The sequence below is a fragment of the Arthrobacter sp. TJ-238 genome (assembly GCF_058269215.1).
On record NZ_JBZCNH010000006.1, the window covers coordinates 277955 to 294600 of the forward strand.

Consider the following 16646-nt stretch of genomic DNA (forward strand, 5'->3'; position numbering starts at 1 on the left):
AGCCCTGCAGAGCTGGAAAGAGGTCGCGGCCCGCATCGTTGACAGCGAAAATGCCCGGGGCTAGGCTCGCCGTCACAACTGAACGTCGGTAATCTCGACCGCTGTTCCCGCACCGCCCACAGGTGCAGTCGGAGACAGCCTTCCCGTGTCACTTTCCCACTCTTCGTTTCGCAATGGAGCGACCATGAGCAGTGTTGGTCTGTTGTACGTCGGCGCCGTCCTCTTCATCAACGGGCTCATGCTCATCGGGGTAGTCCCCGGCAGATCAGCGGCCATCCTCAACTTCTTCGTCGGGACGATGCAGGTGGTTTTCCCGACGATCATCCTGGTACAGGCCGACAACGACCTCCCGACGATCTTCGGTGCGGCCGGCCTGTATCTCTTCGGGTTCACCTACCTGTACGTAGGCATCCTCCAGATCACCGGGATCAGCGGTGAGGGCCTGGGCTGGTTCTCGCTATTCGTCGCGACGTGTGCCGTGGTGATAGGTGCCCTTCAGTTCACCCTCGTGGGGGATCCCGTCTTCGGCGTCATCTGGTGGACCTGGGCCATCCTGTGGCTGCTGTTCTTCCTGCTGCTGGGGCTGGGGAAGGAATCGCTGACCTACGCCACAGGCTGGTTCACCATCTTCGTCGCCCATCTCACCGGCACCATCCCGGCGTTCTTCCTGCTGGTGGGCAGATATGAGACGAACACCGTCCTGGCGGTGCTGGTGGCGATCGTTGCCGCTGCAGCCCTCGGCGTGGCGTTCGTCCTCGGCAGGAGAGGTATCCCGCGCGGCACGGCGTCGTCGCGGGAAGGTGCGGCGGTCTCGCCGGCCTGATCGTTGCTCATCGGGAAGAAAGGTCCTCCGAATGCCGATCTACGAGTATCGCTGTCCCCGGTGCGATGTCTTCGAGGTCGTCCGCGCCATGGGCGCAGCACAGGGAGTGGATGCCTGCCCCACCTGCGGGGAGCCTGCCGCGCGACGCTTCACCGCTCCTCACCTCGCCAGGACCGGAACTGCAGCGTTCCGGTTGCTCGATGCGACCAACCAGAGCGCGTCGGAACCCCAGGTCGTCTCCGGGTCGCTGCCGTCGACGGGCCCACACAGATCCCCGCTCTACTCGTCCAATCCGCTCCATCGGAAACTGCCGCGGCCATAGTTCTTGGCACGGCGACAATCATCAAAGGAGATGAAATGCCTGACGTCATATTCCCACTCGATTCGAGCAGGAAGTTCGAGGACCAGGAGAAAGTCGGACACAACCGCTGGCATCCGGAGATCCCGCCGGTCGCCACGGTGAAGCCGGGGGATTCCTTCAGGGTCCACTGCCGCGAGTGGTTCGACGGCGCGATCGTCAACGACGATTCCGCGGACGACATCCTCAACGCGCCGCTGCTGACCGTCCACAAGCTCAGTGGCCCGTTCGCCGTCGAAGGAGCGAAGCCGGGAGACCTTCTCGTGGTGGACATCCTCGATGTCGGTCCCATCCCGCAGGAGGACTCCGGGCCATTGGCAGGGCAGGGCTGGGGCTATACGGGGATCTTCTCCAGGAACAACGGCGGAGGCTTCCTGACCGAGCAGTTCCCTGACGCCTACAAGGCCATCTGGGACTTCTCCGGGCAGGTGGCGTCGTCGCGGCATGTGCCGGAAGTGTCCTACGTCGGGCTCATCCATCCAGGCCTGATGGGAACTGCGCCGTCCGCCGGTCTGCTGGCGAAGTGGAACAAGCGTGAGGGGGACCTGATCGCCACCGATCCGAACCGGGTGCCGCCGCTTGCGCTGCCGCCCGAGCCCCGACACGCCGTGCTCGGGAGCCTGGCCGAATCGGAGATCGATCGGGTGGCCGCGGAGGCGGCCCGCACGGCGCCGCCCCGGGAGAACGGTGGCAACCAGGACATCAAGAACCTCTCGAAGGGCTCACGGATCTTCTACCCGGTGTTCGTGGACGGCGCGAATCTGTCCCTGGGCGATCTTCACTTCTCCCAGGGGGACGGTGAGATCACCTTCTGCGGCGCCATCGAGATGGGCGGTTTCATCGATCTCAGGGTCGACGTCATCAAGGGCGGGATGGACACCTATGGCGTGAGCGAGAACGCCATCTTCATGCCCGGCATCGTGGACCCTCGGTACAGCGAATGGATCGCGTTCTCCGGCACGTCGGTGACCCTGGACGGCAAGCAGCACTACCTCGACTCGCACCTGTCCTACCAGCGCGCCTGCCTGCACGCGATCGACTACCTCACGAAGTTCGGCTACAGCCCGGAGCAGGCCTACCTGCTCCTGGGGTCGGCGCCCATCGAGGGCAGGCTGTCCGGCGTGGTGGACATCCCCAACTCCTGCTCGACGGTCTACATCCCCACCGCGATCTTCGACTTCGACGTCCGGCCCTCGGCCGCGGGCCCGTACAGGGTGAACCCCGGAATGGGCGCGCCCAGATCGAGCAACGCATAGGAGGGAGGCCTCGGCCGCCGGGAGGAGTTCAGACTCCCGGGCCGGGACCCGCCACCGGGCTTGCTGCGGGAGGTGCGGGCATCAGGTCTGCGAGTGCTTGCTCGCTCATCTGACGGGTGAGCTGGTAGGTGCGGTCGATGATCTCCTGGCAGATGACGACGGTCTTGCGGTTGGTGGCCTGGCTGTAGCTGCTGATGCGGGTGAACGCCTCACTGGCGCTCAGTCCCGCGCGTGCCATGAGGATGCCCTTGGCCTGCTCGATGACGGCCCGGTTCAGCGCGGACGCGGCGACGGCCTCGCTCGCGAGCTGGTGCCGGTCGATGTGCATGGACCGGGTCAGGTCGACGACCAGCGCCCACACCCCGACGGGCCGCCCGTCGCCGAGGATCAGATCCGCGGAGATGAGGAGATTGCGCGTCTGTCCCGTGAGGGAGCGGATGGCGGTGTAGATCGACGCCGGTCCGCCGGTTGTCGTCACCTGGGCCCAGAACGCCTCGGCGGCGACGCGCTCGGACGAAATGATGTGTGCCATGCCCAGCTCGAGGGTCGGAACGACCTCGCCGCGTTCGTAGCCGTGGATGCGGTACAGCTCGTCCGACCAGTGGAAGACTCCGTCGGAGAAGTAGCGCTCCACGGTGCCGGTAGGACAGTCGAGGAAGGTCTCGACGCTGGACAGAGCCCCGGACAGGGGCACAGAGGGCTCATACGCACTGGTCATGGGACAGCCGTTCATTACGCACTGATCCCGGCTAGCTTCTCAACCACGACCAAGCAGGCACACTACCAACAGGCACCAAACCGACCCCTGGAACCGGCCCCCTGGCGCGCGAATCACGTCTTTCGTCGTCGACCCGCCGAGCGCGGCGGGGCTGCACGGAGATGCGTGCTGACGCGACCGAGGATGCGGGCGAGTTCGCCGGCGTCGTCGTCATCGAGGGGCGCGAACAGGAGTTGGCGGACGGCCTCGATATGGCCGGGGAACACCGCCCTGAGGACGTCGCGTCCCGCCGGGGTGATCGCGACGACGGTGCTGCGCTCGTCGTCGGGCGAGGGTGAGCGGGTCACCAGGCCACGCTGGTCGAGCAGCTGCGCCTGATAGGTCAGGCCGCTGCGGCTGTAGACCACACCATCGGCGAGATCGGTCATGCGCAGGTGCCCGTCGGGGGCATCTCCCAGGCGTGCCAGGAGCTGGAACTGGACGTAGCTCAGGGCCCCGACGTCTCGGAGCTGCTTCTCGACCGCAGGGCGCAGAAGACTGCTCACCTCCGTGAGGGCGAAGTAGGCATCGAGCTGCGTCGGCGTCAGTGAAGCGGGTCTTTCGGTCATCCTCCGATTCTAGGGGTTGCTTCGAGTTCGAAGTGGTGTATTCTCCTTATACCTGCTTCGAACTCGAAGCAACTAATGGAAGGCGAGACCATGAAGGCGATTCAGTACCACGAGACCGGCGGACCCGAAGTCCTGCAGTACGGCGAGATCGAGCAGCCCACCCCGGCCGCCGGGCAGGTACGGTTGCGCGTCGCCGCGTCGGCGTTCAGTGCTGCCGACGACGGCATGCGTGCCGGATTCCTCCCGATCCCGATCCAGCTGCCGCATGTGCCGGGCTACGACGTCTCCGGCACCATCGACGCGATCGGTGGCGGCGTCGACGGGTTGGCGGTCGGCGACCCGGTGATCGCCTTCCTGCCGATGGAGCGCGACGGCGGAGCTGCCGAGTACGTCATCGCACCCGCGGACGCCGTCGTCGCAGCGCCGACGAGCATCCCCCTGGCCGATGCTGCGGGGCTGCCGTCAGTGGCCTTGACGGCGTGGCAGGCGCTGTTCGACGAGGGCGAGCTGGAGGCGGGCCGGCGCGTCCTGATCGTCGGTGCGGGCGGTGTCGTGGGCAAGTACGCCATCCAGCTCGCCAAGCGCGCCGGTGTCCACGTCATCGCCACGGCCAGCCCGCGCAGTATCGACGCCGTCCGCGCTGCCGGGGCCGACCAGATCGTCGACCACACCGACACGGACCTGATCAGCGCCCTAGACGGGCAGGTCGACGTGTTGCTGAATCTCGCACCGCTCGATCCGGACCGGTTCGTCGCCTACGTCTCCACCGTCCGCAACGGAGGCGTCGTCGTGAGCACGACGGCCTTCATGGCGACCCCTGGTGACGACACCAGGGCTGTGCGAGCGAGGACTGTGTTCGTCCTTCCGAATCGCGACCGGCTCGCGCAACTCGTGTCGATGGTCGACGACGGCGCGCTCACCGTTCAGGTGACGCGCCGGATCACGCTCCCGGAACTGCCCGCCCTCCATGCCGAGGCCGGCGTCGGGCGCGTTGCAGGAAAGGTGATCGTCATCCCGGCCTGAGCCGCCGCGGCGCGGTCCCCGGGGTCGCAGCCGGTCGGGCGCGCTTCGCGCGCGACACCCGGATAGGCGTGGATCAGGCGTCGGGCTCGTACCCGATGAGCCAGTGGAGCCCGTGGCGGTCGACCACGTGCCCGTCCGACCCGCCCCAGGGTCTCTTCGCCAGAGGATCGGCGACGGACCCGCCGACGGAGAGCCTCGCGAACCATGCGTGGAGGACCGCAGGCTCGGCGGTGCCCAGCAAGGAGAGCATCAGCCCCTCGCAGCGCACGGTCGCCTCACCTGCGGCCGCGTCTGCTCCCGCCAGCGCCACGGGGCCGTCCAGTGTGCCGTGGGCGATGGCGGTCGGAGGGCCGTCCTGCCGTGAGAAGTCCTGATAGGTGTGCAGGGACAGTTCGCCGCCGAAGGTCTCTGCGTAGAAGCCGAGCGCTTCACGCGCGGTCCCCGGGAAGCTGATGTAGATCTGGGGTGCAGTCATGTCTGAATACTCCTGGTGCCGGGTGGGCGACTCGTTCTCGTCGATGCTTCGTAGACGGTCCGATCGCTCGAAACCCATCGGTGCATCCTGAACGGACCTCATCATGCTCCAAAGGATCTGCCTCCGCATCGTCGCGAGTTCCGAGCGACACGTCCGGGGTGAGTCCGGTCGGTGTCCAAGGGGCTTGACAAGTAATATTGTCAAGCGGACGATGGTCGCATGCAGGACGTCGAAGTCATCGAGAACGCGGACGCCGCCGCCATCGTGCTGGACCCAGTCCGGGCCCGACTGCTCGGCGAGCTGGCCGTGCCGGCTTCCGCCGCAGGCCTCGCCGCCCGGGTCGGCATCACACGCCAGAAGATCAACTACCACCTGAAGACGCTGGAGACCCACGGCCTGGTCACGCTGTTCGAGGAACGCCGGCACGGCGGGATCACCGAGCGGGTACTGCGGGCCTCCGCTGCGTCCTACGTCGTGTCGCCGGCGGCCGTGAGCACTTCCGCTGCCGATCCGAACGCCAACGACGACCACCTGTCCGCGGGTTACCTCATCGCCCTGGCCGGCCGCCTGGTGCGCGAGGTCGGAACCCTGGCTCGCCGAGCCGGCGCCTCCGGCAGGAGCCTGCCGACCTTGACCATCGACACGCAGATCGGCTTCCGGTCGGCCGCCGACCGGGCCGCCTTCGCCGACGACCTGACCGCCGCGGTGCTCGACCTGGCCGCTCGCTACCACCATGACGACGGGCGCCCGCACCGGCTCGTCGTCGCCGCGCACCCCCTTCCCGAGGAGAACCGATGAACACGACCCCGAACGTCCCGTACCGCCTCGAATTCAGTGTCGAAGTCCCCGGAACCGCCGAGCAGGTCTGGCAGGCCATCGCCACTGCCAAAGGCATGAGTGCCTGGTTCCTGCCCACCGAGATGGAGGAGCGCGAGGGTGGCTCCGTGCACTTCTCCATGGGCCCCGAGATGGGCTCGGACGGCCAGGTCACCGGCTGGGAACCGCCGCGCCGGCTCGTCTACGAAGAGGACTGGGCCGCCCTCATGGGCAAGGACCCGGGTACGCTCAGCGCGCTGACGTCGGAGTTCCTCGTCGAGGCGCAGTCCGGCGGCACGTGCGTCGTGCGGGTCACCAGTAGCGGCTTCGGGACCGGTGCCGCATGGGAGCCGGAGTTCTGGAACGACATGGGATCCAGCTGGATGCCGTTCTTCGACAACCTGCGCCTCTACCTGTCGCATTTCCCCGGCCAGGAGGCTTCCCAGCTCGAGGCCGCCGCCTCCCACCCCGGTGACGCACAGACCCTGTGGTCGACGCTCCAGAGCGCGCTCGGACTGGGCGCCGAGGGGGCAGCGGTCGAGGTGCGCGGTGCTACCGGCACCGTGGAGCGGGTCGGCGAGCGGCAGGCACTGGTCCGGCTCACCGCACCGGTCCCTGGGATGCTGAGCGTCTTCACCTTCGGCGACAGCGACAGCACGGCCATGGCGGGCGTCCGGGCCTACCTGTTCTCCGCCGACGCGTCCGACTACGTCCGGCGTGAGGAGCCGGCGTGGCAGGCCTGGCTTCAGGGCCTCACCATCACGGCCTGACCATCCGCGCGGCGTACTCGGCGAGCCCGCGGGCCGCTAGGGAGTGCCCCGGGTCGGCGTCGCCCTGTCAGGTGCCGGGAAGGGGCGTGCGCCGCCAGCCGGTGGAGTCCACCTCGATGACGGCCGGCACGCCGGGCGGCAGGCCGCGCGAGATCAGCGCCCCCTCGATGTCATGCGCGGCGGCCGCGACCACGAAGGTCTCCCCGCGATAAAGGTCCGCTGTCGCATCGACGACCGTCACGAGGTCCTCCCTGTCCGCGGCGTCGAACCGGCCGGCGATCCTCAGGCGTGCGAGCCACGCCGGAGGGGCTGCGCCACCGTCGAGCAGGACGACCGTCGCCGCGCACTGGAGGTCGGTCACGTCAGCCTTTCCGCCGCCGTCGCCCGTGCTCGTCCATGGCCAGCCGGCAGGCCTGGCGCAGCTGGTCGGCCGACGCCGCCCACGAGTAGGTGGCGGCCTGCGTCAGCCCCGCGCGGGACGCTTCGGCCCAGCGGCCGGGTTCCTCGAGGGAGCGGACGGCTGCGGCCACGGCGTGCGCATCGTCGGGATCGACGAGGAGCGCCGCTGCGCCTCCGACCTCCCGGAAGATCGGGATGTCGCTTGCGATGACGGGCGTCCCAGTGGCCATCGCCTCGATGATCGGCAGCCCGTAGCCTTCGGCCTTCGAGAGCGTCACGAGGGCGGTGGAGTCGTGGAGCAGGTCCTCGTACTCCGCGTCGGTCACGCCGTTGTGGAAGACCACGCGGTCCGAGCCGGCGGCAAGCGCCGCCAGTTCGGCGCGGCGGTCGGGCGTGATGCGGCTGAGCAGGCGGAGCGTGGAGCCGGGCAGCAGCGCCATGGCCCGCACCAGCGTCTCGACGTTCTTGTAGGGCATGAAGGAGCCCATGTAGAGCAGCGACGCCGACCGCGGCGCGTGGGGGTCGCGACGGCGCTCGGTGGGCTGGGGCGCGTTCCCGACGAGCAGCACGGGCCGGGACGTGAGCCGATGCCGCTTGATGAGCCCTGCCGTGGTGGCGGAGATGGTGGTCACGACGTCGGCCCGGTTCAGCAGGAGGCGCTGCGGCCAGTAGGCGAGGTGGTAGAGCCGCCAGAGCAGGCGCACGGGCAGCGGGAGGAACGACGGCGGCGTCGGGTTCTGGTAGTAGATGAGGTCGTGCAGGGTGAGGACGAGCGGGTACCGGCGCCCCCAGGAACCCATCGTCTGCATGGGGCACACGACGACGTCGGGCCTCAGGCGGTTGATGCGGAGGGCGACGAGGAGCTCGGCGGGGGAGAGCGGACTGGTGATCCGTACGTGCGGTACATCGGGCAGGAGCGCGAGCTGCCGAGGGTCGCTGATGAGCATCACGACGTCGTCCGTCCGGGCGAGGGCGGCGATCAGGCTGGCCCCGTAGCGGCTGATGCCGTCGTGGTGGTCGGTGCGCGTGAAGCGCGCGTCGAACAGGATCCTCATACGGGTGCTCTCTCCAGGAAGGTCTCGATCAGCCGTGCCGCTTCGCGCGGTTTCTCGTAGTGCACGAGGTGCCCGACGTCGGGGAGGACGGCGAGCGTGGCGTCGGGCACGAGGGCGGCGAGATCGCGCTGGCTCTGCACCGACCCGATGTCGTCCTGGTCGGCGGCAATGAGCAGCACGGGCATCGCGAGTTCGCGGGCGCGGTCCCGGACGGTGCCGGTGATGGAGGCCCGGAAGGCCTCGAGCACCACGCGGCGACTCGCGAAGGAGCTGAAGTAGGCGTCGTGCTGCCCGTGGATCCAGCGGCGCAGGACCCTGTCCCTCGTCTTCGCCATGAACACGCTCATCCCGCGGACGATCACCGGATTGGCCAGCAGGGCGCGCCCCGCGGGCTCGGGCAGGCGGTCGGCGGCCACGTAGTAGCCCTCGGCGATGCGCGAGGCCAGCCGGCTCGGCCCCTCGAGGGCGGGCGCGCTAATGGGGTTCACCAGCACCAGGGTGTCGGCGAGCTCGGGCTCCCGTGCCGCGGCCTCCGCCGCGATGATCGAGCCGAACGAATGACCGAGCAGCACGCGTGGCCCCGGAGCGAGGCGCCGCGCCACGTGGCTGATGAAGCGCGCGTAGGTGGCGACATCGTGCGTGCCCGGCAGCTCACCGCCCTGGCCGAACCCCGGCAGGTCCGGCAGGATCACGCGATGGCCGGGGAGTTCCTCGACGAGCCGCAGCAGCCCGTGGTGGTCCCCCCGGAAGCCGTGCACCATGACGATCGTGGCGTCCGGGAACACGCCTGCGCCAAGCGCGGGGTAGTCCCAGACCCGCTGCCGGGTGCCCTCCCAGGCGAGGGTCCGGACGATGCCCTGGCGCATCAGCCCACCCGGTCAGGGTGCGAGCCGAAGCGCTGGTCCCGGTCGAGGGCGTCGATCGCGGCCAGGCGCGCTTCGCCGAGCTCGAACCCGAAGATGTCCACGTTCGAGCCGATGCGCTCGGGGGAACTCGCCTTCGGAATGGTCAGGATGCCGTGCTGCAGGTGCCAGCGGAGAATCACCTGGGCCGGCGTGCGCCCCAGCTCGGCCGCGATCACCCCGATGACCGGGTCCCCGAGGACGTGGCCCCGGCCGAGAGGGCTCCACGCCTGCGAGGCGATGCCGTGCAGGGTGTGGAAGGAGCGAAGCCCGCGCTGCTGGAGGTAGGGGTGCAGCTCGATCTGGTTGAGTACGGGCACGACGCCGGTCTCGTCGATCAGGCGCTCGAGGTGCGGCTGCTGGAAGTTGGAGACGCCGATCGAGCGGACCCTGCCCTCGGCGCGGAGGCGCCCGAGAGCCCGCCACGTCTCGACGTACAGGTCCCTCGACGGGCAGGGCCAGTGGATGAGGTAGAGGTCGAGCTGGTCCAGGCCGAGCAGGCCCATCGTCGTGTCGAAGGCCCGCAGCGTCGCGTCGAAGCCGTGGTCCTCGTTCCATACCTTGGAGGTGACGAACAGGTCCCGCCGGTCCCCGGTCTCGAGGTACGCCCGGGCAGCGGCGCCCACGCCGGCCTCGTTCCCGTAGAGGGAGGCCGTGTCGAGCAGCCGGTACCCGGCGGCCAGGGCCGTGGAGCAGAGGCCCGCAGTGTCCTCCGGCGGGACCTTGTACACGCCGTACCCGAGGACATCGATGGCGGTGCCGTCGGCGAGCGCGGCGCGGGGTACGGAGGTGTTCATGGGGGAACTCTACCGAGCGTGCGCCGGTGGTCCGCGCGTCAAAGCCGCGTCGGAGCCGCGTCGGAGCCGCGCCGGAGCTGCGGAGTCCCGGCACGGCGGTGTCCGCCCCCGGCATGACGTCGTTCCCGGCGGATTCCGGGTTATCCTGCGGAGGAGTTCGTCCGCAGCTGACTCTCTACCAGGCGGGTACCCAGCTCGCCGACACGGTGCACCTCACGCAGGCCGGCCACGACCGCCCGGCCGTCGTCCTGGGGACCCAGCTCGACAGCCTGCACCTGACGCAGCCCGCCCTCGCCGGCGCACACCAGGCGCGACCCTTCGTCCTGCCCTGAGCGGTCCTGTCGCCGGGGCGGCATGAGGGTCCGCGGGCCCCGTGATGCCGGTGATGCCCGGCTCAGTGCCGTACGAGCCCGAATCCGCCGGTCGCAATTCCGTCGGCGAGGCCGCCCGTAGCGTCGTCCCGCTCGGCAGCGTCGAGTGCTGCTGCGCGGTCGGTGGCACGGGAGCAGGAGATGAGGACCCCGACGGCGGCGAGGAGGGCGATCATGGAGGACCCGCCGTAGGAGATGAAGGGCAGGGGCACGCCGATGACGGGGATCATGCCGGTCACGACGGCGATGTTCATTACCGCCTGGCCGATGATCCACACGAGGATGCCGCCGCAGACGTAGGTGGTGTACAGGTCGCCGGAGAGCTTCGAGATGCGGTAGATCGAGTAGGCCAGGACGGCGAAGAGCGCGATGACGAGCAGCGCCCCCATGAGACCGAGTTCCTCACCGAGGACGGCGAAGACGAAGTCGTTGTGCGCCTCGGGGATCCAGTTGACCTTCAGCCGGCTCTGGCCGATGCCGACGCCGAACATGCCGCCGCCGGCGAGCCCGTAGAGGGCCTGGGCGCCCTGGTAGCCCAGGCCGTCCGCCATTCCGTCGGCGGTGGGGTGCAGCCAGGCGTTGATGCGCTGCATGCGGTTCTCGCTGGAGACGACGGCGAGGAAGGTCCCCACGACTCCGACGACGATGCCCCCGATGAACAGTTTCGGGCTGGCCCCGGCGAAGAAGAACAGCGCAACGGCGATGAGGGCGAGGACCATGGCGGTGCCGAGGTCCTTGCCGGCGACGACGAGGCAGATCCCGATCGCCGCCCCGGGCGCGACGGGGATGAACATGTGCTTGGCGTAGCCGAGCAGCGCCGCCTTGCGGGCGAGGACCGCCCCTCCCCAGATGGTCAGGCTGAGTTTGAGGAACTCGGAGGGCTGCGCGGTCAGGGAGCCGAACTGGATCCAGTTCCGGTTGCCCTGCACCTCCACGCCGAGCGGACTGAAGACCAGCAGGGACAGGCCGAAGGACCCGAACAGGATCAGCCAGGACAGTTTCCGGTAGGCGCGGAACGGAATGAACGCACACACGAGGAGGGCGACCCCGCCGATGACCGCCCACATGAGCTGCTTGACGAACGTGTCGTAGGGGGAGACGCCCGCCGCCACGAGTTCCACCGAGGACGCGGAGAGCACCATCATCAGCCCGATGGCGACCAGGGCGAACGTCGTGGTGATCAGCAGGTTCCGGGCGTTCCGGTTCGAGTTCGGGCCCTGCGCCGCGATGCGCTTCCGCAGGTGCTGCCAGCGGGAGGCGTCCACAGGCTTCGGGTCAGGGCGGGATCGACCGGTGGTGGTGGTCATGGGGGTCCTAAAGGCAGAGGCCGGGGTGCGGGATCGGAGGGCGAGGGCGCCGCTCGTCCCGTACGTCCCCCCGACGGTCCGACGCTATGCGATGCGCCGGTGACCGCTTGCCCGCCGCGCCCGACGCCGCCGAATCCTTGCACGATGCTGCGTCGGCGAGGCTCAGGTCCCGGGTCAGCGGTGCGGCTGTCCTGTGGCGAGGTCGAGGCGCTGTCCTGTCCACGTGCGCCGGAGCCACCGGTCGTGCGAGGCGACGAGCACGGCGCCCGGGTAGTCGGGGAGCGCGGCTTCGAGCTGGGTCGCGAGCAGCAGGGACAGGTGGTTGGTCGGTTCATCGAGCAGCAGCAGGTCGGGCGGACTGGCGAGCAGCACGGCAAGGGCGAGCCGTCGCTGCTGGCCGACGCTCAGCACGTTCACCGGCCGGTTCTCGTCCCGGGATGGGATGAGCCCGGAGGTGGGCAGGGGAACGAGACCGGCCCGCTCCGGCCCGAGGAGGTCCTCGTAGGCCTGGCGTGCGGTCCGCTCCATGCCGCGCCGGGACGGATCCGGCAGGTCGACGTCCTGGGCGAGGAGCCCCAGACGCAGTGACGGGGCCCGTGCGACAGTTCCCGAGGTCGGATCGAGGTGCCCGGCTGCGAGGTGCAGAAGGGTCGACTTCCCGGAGCCGTTGGGACCGGTGATCAGCCACTTCTCCCCGGGGCCCACGGTCAGCGACGTGGCTGCCAGGCGGCCGACGACGGCGGCATCCGTGACGACGAGTGCCGGAGCGCTGCCGCCCCGTCCGGCCGGCGGCGTGCCCGCGGCCGTGAGGCCCTGGAAACGCAGCTCGTCGGGCGGCCGACGGATCTGCCGTTCCTCCAGCCGCGCGAGCCGGGCTGCGGCGTCATGAACGCGCCGGGAGACAGTCCGGGCGTTCCGGTCGGCGTAGAACTTCGCGGCGCCCCGGACCTCCGAGCGCGGGGACCAGCCCTCGTGCCCCACCACGTAGGTGCTCGGGGCGGCGGCGCGCAGGCGCCGCAGGTGTGCCTGTTCCGCGCGGTACTGATCCTCCCAGCGCTCGCGTGCATCCACGCGGGCGTGGAGGTAGTCGGTGTAGGTGCCCGTGAAGCGCACAACCCCGATCCCCGTCCCGTCGCCGTCGCCCACCAGGGGACCGGCCACCGCCTGCGGCAGCGGGGCCGGGTCGAGGTCCAGCAGGGACGTCACAGTGTCGTCGAGGAACGCGCGGTCATGGCTCGCGATCAGGACAGGGCCGGACCAGCCGCCGAGGAGGTCTCGCAGGTAGCGCGCCGCCTCGTCGTCGAGGTGGTTCGTCGGTTCGTCCAGCAGGAGCACATCGGGAGCGCTGAGCAGCAGCCAAGCGAGCGAGAGGCGGGAGCGCTGCCCTCCGGACAGCCCGCCGGTGGGCCGCGCCGCCGGCAGGTCGGCGAGGCCCAGACCCGACAGCACGGCATGGATGCGGGTATCGACGGTCCACGCCCCGAGGTGGTCCGCGGCCTCGAGAGCCGCGGCGAAGGTGGCCGCCGGGGTGTCGTCCTCGGCCGCGCCGGCAAGCGCTTCGCCTGCTGCGCGGACAGCGGCGGCTGCAGCGCGCTGCGGGGCGACGGCGGACTCGAGCGCCTCCGCGATCGTCGACGCGGCTGCGAACGGCGGCTCCTGATGCAGCAGGCCGATCCGCGCCCGCCCGCCGGGGGCCGTCGCGGTGACCGTGCCGCCGTCGGGCTCCAGTACGCCCGCGATGATGCGCAGCAGGGTGGTCTTGCCGGATCCGTTGCCGCCGATCACGCCCGTGCGCTGGGCGGCGACCGTGAACGAGACATTGCTCAGGACGCGTCGGGTACCGAACGTCTTGGAGAGGCCGTCGACGCGCAGGTGCGCTGCGGGACGTCCTGGGGTGGGAGTGGTCATCGGGATCCTCGGGCTCGGTCGAACCCCTGCCGGGCATCCGCCACGGGCGCAGGAGAGAAGCGAGGATCAGATGAGCACGGGTCGAGTATAGCCGGGAGGTCGCGGGCGGCGCTGCCCAGCCGCCGCTACGGTGCCCGCCCGGCGGCGGTACCTAGGCGTAGACGAGTCGCTGGGCGGATCCCTCGTCGAGGATCAGATCGGTCGCGAGGCCCGCCGCGAGCGCGCCCCGCAGGCCGTGGATCTTGGACTCGCCCGAGACCACGCAGATGCGACGGCGGACCCTCCGCAGCTCGTCGAGGTCGGGTCCGGTGCTGCGCAGGTTCAGCATCACGTCCCGGTGCGAGCCGTCCGCCCGGAAGAACATGGTGGCGACGTCGCCGACCACCGCGTCTTCCTCCAGCGCCTCGAGGTCGTCGCCGTCGAGGTACCCGCCGCTGTAGACGTGGCTGGGGATGCCCGAGCCGATGGAGCCCACCCCGAAGATCGCCATCGTCATGCGGCGCTGCAGGTCGAGGATGCGGCGGACGCTTCGTTCCTCCCACATGGCGGTCTTGGTCTCGGCGTGGTCGAAGAACGCGGGAACCGGGAACTGCTCCACGCGTGCGCCGTAGGCCTGGCCGAAGCGGCGCAGGATCTCGCTCGCGTAGGTGATGCCGGTGGTCTGTGTGTTGCCGGCGCCGTTGAGCTGCACGATCGTGCTGTCGTGGGTCTGCTTCCGCGTCAGGTGGTGGCTGACCGCGCTCAGGGTGGAGCCCCAGGCCACGCCGATGATCGCGTTGGAGTCCACGAGCGGTCCGATCGTGCGGGCGGCCTGGATCGCGACGCGGTCGAGCACGTCCGAGTCGCTGACCGAGTCGGCCACGGGCACCACGTGCGCCTCGACGCCGAACCGGCGGCGGATGTGCTGTTCGAGGGCGGGTGCCCGCTCGGACGGGTTGTTGACCTGGATCTGCACCAGGCCCGTCTCCCTGGCCATGGACAGCAGGCGGGAGACCGTGGAGCGCGAGGTCCGCAGCTCCCGCGCGATCGCGTTCATGGTCAGGTCCTGCAGGTAGTACATCTGGGCCGCCCGCAGCGCGTCCCTCGACCGATTGCCGTGCGGTTGCTCGCCAGCTGTTCCGTCCACGCCCGGACTACCACTCGTCGTCGTCATCCGGCCAGTCTGAACCTCTCGTGCACGTTTGTGCAATGCGGTTGACTGCTATTCCCAGTCCTCGAAGAATGAGAGGTGCAGCGCCCCTTCCAGACATAGACGTTACGGAGTAGTACCTTGAGCATTCCAGTCGACCGGATCAACGGTGAAGGCACGACAACTTCGACCCGCACCGTGGTGCAGAAGCTCAGGGAGAAGCCCCGGGCGTCCGTGCTCATCATCGGCGGCGGCATCAACGGGGTCGGCACGTTCCGGGACCTCGCCCTGCAGGGCATCGACGTCGCCCTGGTCGAGCGAGGCGACTACTGCCAGGGCGCCTCGGGTGCGTCCTCGCACATGATCCACGGCGGTATCCGCTACCTCGAGAACGGCGAGTTCCGCCTCGTCCGCGAATCGGTCATCGAGCGCAACGCCCTCATGAAGATCGCTCCCCACTACGTGAAGCCGCTCCAGACCACCATCCCGATCTACACGACGTTCTCGGGCATCCTCTCCGCCCCCATGCGCTTCCTCACCCACAAGCAGGGCAAGCAGGTGGAGCGCGGCGCCGTGCTCATCAAGGCCGGCCTCACCATGTACGACTTCTTCTCGCGCGACGGCGGCAACGTGCCCCGGCACTCCTTCGTGGGCCGCAAGAAGGCGCTCGCCGCCATGCCCGACGTCCGCAAGGACATCAAGTGGGCCGCCACCTACTTCGACGCCTCGGTGCACAACCCCGAACGCCTCACCCTCGACGTCCTGCGCGACGGCCAGGTGATCAACCCCGAAGCCCGTGCGGCCAACTACGTCAGCGCCATCGGCACCGGTGAGGACGGCGTGCTCCTGCGCGACGAGCTGACGGGGGAGACCTTCACCTTCCAGGCCGATGTCATCGTCAACGCCACGGGCGCCTGGACCGACAACACCAATGCGGTCCTCGGCACGGATACGCGCTTCATGGGTGGCACCAAGGGATCGCACATCGTCCTGGACCACCCGGAGCTGCTCAGTGCGTGCAACGGCACTGAGATCTTCTTCGAGCACGTCGACGGCCGGATCGTCCTCATCTACCCCATGGGGGACCGCGTCCTGGTCGGCACCACCGACATCGACGTGGACATCAACGAGCAGGCCGTCTGCACGGACGAGGAGATCGCGTACTTCTTCGAGCTGATCGGGCACGTGTTCCCCGACATCGAGGTGACGCAGGACCAGATCGTGTACAGCTTCTCCGGTGTGCGGCCGCTGCCGCGGCACGACGACACCCAGCCGGGTTTCGTCTCGCGCGACTACCGCATCGAGAAGCGCGAGGAGACGATGGGCGGGCGGTCCGTAACGACGCTCAGCCTCGTGGGAGGCAAGTGGACCACCTTCCGCGCCCTGTCCGAGCACCTGACCAACGACACGCTCGCCGCGCTGGGGGCGCCGCGCAGGGCGTCGACGGCGGGTGTCGCCATCGGCGGAGGCCAGGACTTCCCGACCGACGCGGCCGCCGAGCGCGCCTGGATCAAGCAGGCCGTCCGCCCCGGCGTCGACGAGGCGCGCGTGGAGGTCCTGCTCACCCGGTACGGGACCCGCGCGACCGATGTCATCGAATACCTTGCCGAAGGTCCCGACAGGCTGTTCAATTCCACCAAGGAGCTGAGCACGCGAGAGCTCGCCTACATGGTGGAGCACGAGCAGGTCGGCCACCTGATCGACGTCCTGATTCGCCGTACATCGCTTGCATTCCGCGGACTCGTCACCGGGGAACTGCTCGCCGAGCTTGCCAAGACCCTCGCCCCGTTGCTCGGATGGGACGCGGCACGGTCCGCAGCAGAGGTCAAGCTCGCCGAGACGGTCCTCGCCGAGGCCCACCGGGTGCACGTCAAGAGCCTGATCGCGTAGCGGCACCTGCCGTCCACGGGGTCGAACCGCTGCCGGAGGCA

Annotated in this window: 18 protein-coding genes; 8 read left to right on the forward strand and 10 right to left on the reverse strand. The window is 69.3% G+C overall.

Features of this window, described 5'->3' with window-relative positions:
• The first annotated feature begins 184 nt into the window (after nucleotides 1-184).
• Genes AC4D2O_RS14810 through fmdA form a run of 3 tightly spaced genes read left to right on the forward strand, consistent with a single transcriptional unit; the run spans nucleotide 185 to nucleotide 2437 of the window.
• A complete protein-coding gene (locus AC4D2O_RS14810; protein ID WP_490908100.1) occupies nucleotides 185-823 on the forward strand; it encodes an AmiS/UreI family transporter in 639 nt (212 codons plus the stop codon).
• Nucleotides 824-854: 31 nt separating this feature from the next.
• Entirely contained in the window at nucleotides 855-1145 is a 291-nt protein-coding gene (locus AC4D2O_RS14815; RefSeq protein ID WP_490908101.1) for an FmdB family zinc ribbon protein, read from the forward strand.
• A 35-nt stretch (nucleotides 1146-1180) separates the two neighbouring features.
• A complete protein-coding gene (gene fmdA / locus AC4D2O_RS14820; protein ID WP_490908102.1) occupies nucleotides 1181-2437 on the forward strand; it encodes a formamidase in 1257 nt (418 codons plus the stop codon).
• A 28-nt stretch (nucleotides 2438-2465) separates the two neighbouring features.
• Here fmdA and AC4D2O_RS14825 read toward each other — a convergent pair whose 3' ends face one another.
• Nucleotides 2466-3155, reverse strand: coding sequence for an ANTAR domain-containing protein (locus tag AC4D2O_RS14825; RefSeq protein WP_490908103.1), 690 nt, complete (start codon nucleotides 3153-3155; stop codon nucleotides 2466-2468).
• A 113-nt stretch (nucleotides 3156-3268) separates the two neighbouring features.
• On the reverse strand, nucleotides 3269-3763 hold the full coding sequence (locus tag AC4D2O_RS14830; RefSeq protein ID WP_490908104.1) for a MarR family winged helix-turn-helix transcriptional regulator: 495 nt from the start codon (nucleotides 3761-3763) through the stop codon (nucleotides 3269-3271).
• Nucleotides 3764-3853: 90 nt separating this feature from the next.
• Here AC4D2O_RS14830 and AC4D2O_RS14835 point away from each other — a divergent pair, with 90 nt between their 5' ends.
• Nucleotides 3854-4786: an NADP-dependent oxidoreductase gene (locus tag AC4D2O_RS14835; protein ID WP_490908105.1), complete on the forward strand. Its 933-nt coding sequence runs from the start codon at nucleotides 3854-3856 to the stop codon at nucleotides 4784-4786.
• Between the two features lie 73 nt (nucleotides 4787-4859).
• Here AC4D2O_RS14835 and AC4D2O_RS14840 read toward each other — a convergent pair whose 3' ends face one another.
• Nucleotides 4860-5261: a VOC family protein gene (locus AC4D2O_RS14840; protein WP_490908106.1), complete on the reverse strand. Its 402-nt coding sequence runs from the start codon at nucleotides 5259-5261 to the stop codon at nucleotides 4860-4862.
• Between the two features lie 219 nt (nucleotides 5262-5480).
• Here AC4D2O_RS14840 and AC4D2O_RS14845 point away from each other — a divergent pair, with 219 nt between their 5' ends.
• Together AC4D2O_RS14845 and AC4D2O_RS14850 are read left to right on the forward strand one after the other, a co-directional pair.
• On the forward strand, nucleotides 5481-6059 hold the full coding sequence (locus AC4D2O_RS14845) for an ArsR/SmtB family transcription factor (protein WP_490908107.1): 579 nt from the start codon (nucleotides 5481-5483) through the stop codon (nucleotides 6057-6059).
• Nucleotides 6056-6847, forward strand: a complete 792-nt coding sequence (locus AC4D2O_RS14850) for an SRPBCC family protein (protein WP_490908108.1) — start codon at nucleotides 6056-6058, stop codon at nucleotides 6845-6847. The genes AC4D2O_RS14845 and AC4D2O_RS14850 overlap by 4 nt, the downstream gene beginning before the upstream one ends.
• 67 nt (nucleotides 6848-6914) lie before the next feature.
• Here AC4D2O_RS14850 and AC4D2O_RS14855 read toward each other — a convergent pair whose 3' ends face one another.
• The 4 genes from AC4D2O_RS14855 to AC4D2O_RS14870 are packed head-to-tail and all read right to left on the reverse strand — an operon-like array spanning nucleotide 6915 to nucleotide 10000.
• Nucleotides 6915-7208: a hypothetical protein gene (locus tag AC4D2O_RS14855; RefSeq protein WP_490908109.1), complete on the reverse strand. Its 294-nt coding sequence runs from the start codon at nucleotides 7206-7208 to the stop codon at nucleotides 6915-6917.
• 1 nt (nucleotide 7209) lies between these two features.
• Nucleotides 7210-8301 carry a glycosyltransferase family 4 protein gene (locus AC4D2O_RS14860; RefSeq protein ID WP_490908110.1) on the reverse strand — a complete coding sequence of 364 codons (1092 nt, stop codon included), beginning with the start codon at nucleotides 8299-8301 and terminating at the stop codon, nucleotides 7210-7212.
• On the reverse strand, nucleotides 8298-9167 hold the full coding sequence (locus AC4D2O_RS14865) for an alpha/beta fold hydrolase (protein ID WP_490908111.1): 870 nt from the start codon (nucleotides 9165-9167) through the stop codon (nucleotides 8298-8300). Before AC4D2O_RS14865 ends, AC4D2O_RS14860 begins: the two co-directional genes overlap by 4 nt.
• Nucleotides 9167-10000 (reverse strand): aldo/keto reductase, encoded by an 834-nt coding sequence (locus tag AC4D2O_RS14870; protein WP_490908112.1) that lies wholly within the window; start codon nucleotides 9998-10000, stop codon nucleotides 9167-9169. The genes AC4D2O_RS14865 and AC4D2O_RS14870 overlap by 1 nt, the downstream gene beginning before the upstream one ends.
• A gap of 26 nt (nucleotides 10001-10026) precedes the next feature.
• Between AC4D2O_RS14870 and AC4D2O_RS14875 the strand changes: the two genes are divergently transcribed.
• A complete protein-coding gene (locus AC4D2O_RS14875) occupies nucleotides 10027-10332 on the forward strand; it encodes a hypothetical protein (protein ID WP_490908113.1) in 306 nt (101 codons plus the stop codon).
• Nucleotides 10333-10394: 62 nt separating this feature from the next.
• Here AC4D2O_RS14875 and ftsW read toward each other — a convergent pair whose 3' ends face one another.
• The 3 genes from ftsW to AC4D2O_RS14890 form a co-directional block, all read right to left on the reverse strand.
• Complete coding sequence (ftsW, locus tag AC4D2O_RS14880) at nucleotides 10395-11678, reverse strand: putative lipid II flippase FtsW (RefSeq protein ID WP_490908114.1); 1284 nt, start codon at nucleotides 11676-11678, stop codon at nucleotides 10395-10397.
• Between the two features lie 174 nt (nucleotides 11679-11852).
• On the reverse strand, nucleotides 11853-13586 hold the full coding sequence (locus tag AC4D2O_RS14885) for an ABC-F family ATP-binding cassette domain-containing protein (RefSeq protein ID WP_490908115.1): 1734 nt from the start codon (nucleotides 13584-13586) through the stop codon (nucleotides 11853-11855).
• Nucleotides 13587-13737: 151 nt separating this feature from the next.
• Complete coding sequence (locus tag AC4D2O_RS14890; protein WP_490908116.1) at nucleotides 13738-14739, reverse strand: sugar-binding transcriptional regulator; 1002 nt, start codon at nucleotides 14737-14739, stop codon at nucleotides 13738-13740.
• Nucleotides 14740-14862: 123 nt separating this feature from the next.
• Between AC4D2O_RS14890 and AC4D2O_RS14895 the strand changes: the two genes are divergently transcribed.
• Nucleotides 14863-16605 (forward strand): glycerol-3-phosphate dehydrogenase/oxidase, encoded by a 1743-nt coding sequence (locus AC4D2O_RS14895; protein ID WP_490908158.1) that lies wholly within the window; start codon nucleotides 14863-14865, stop codon nucleotides 16603-16605.
• Nucleotides 16606-16646 lie beyond the last annotated feature (41 nt).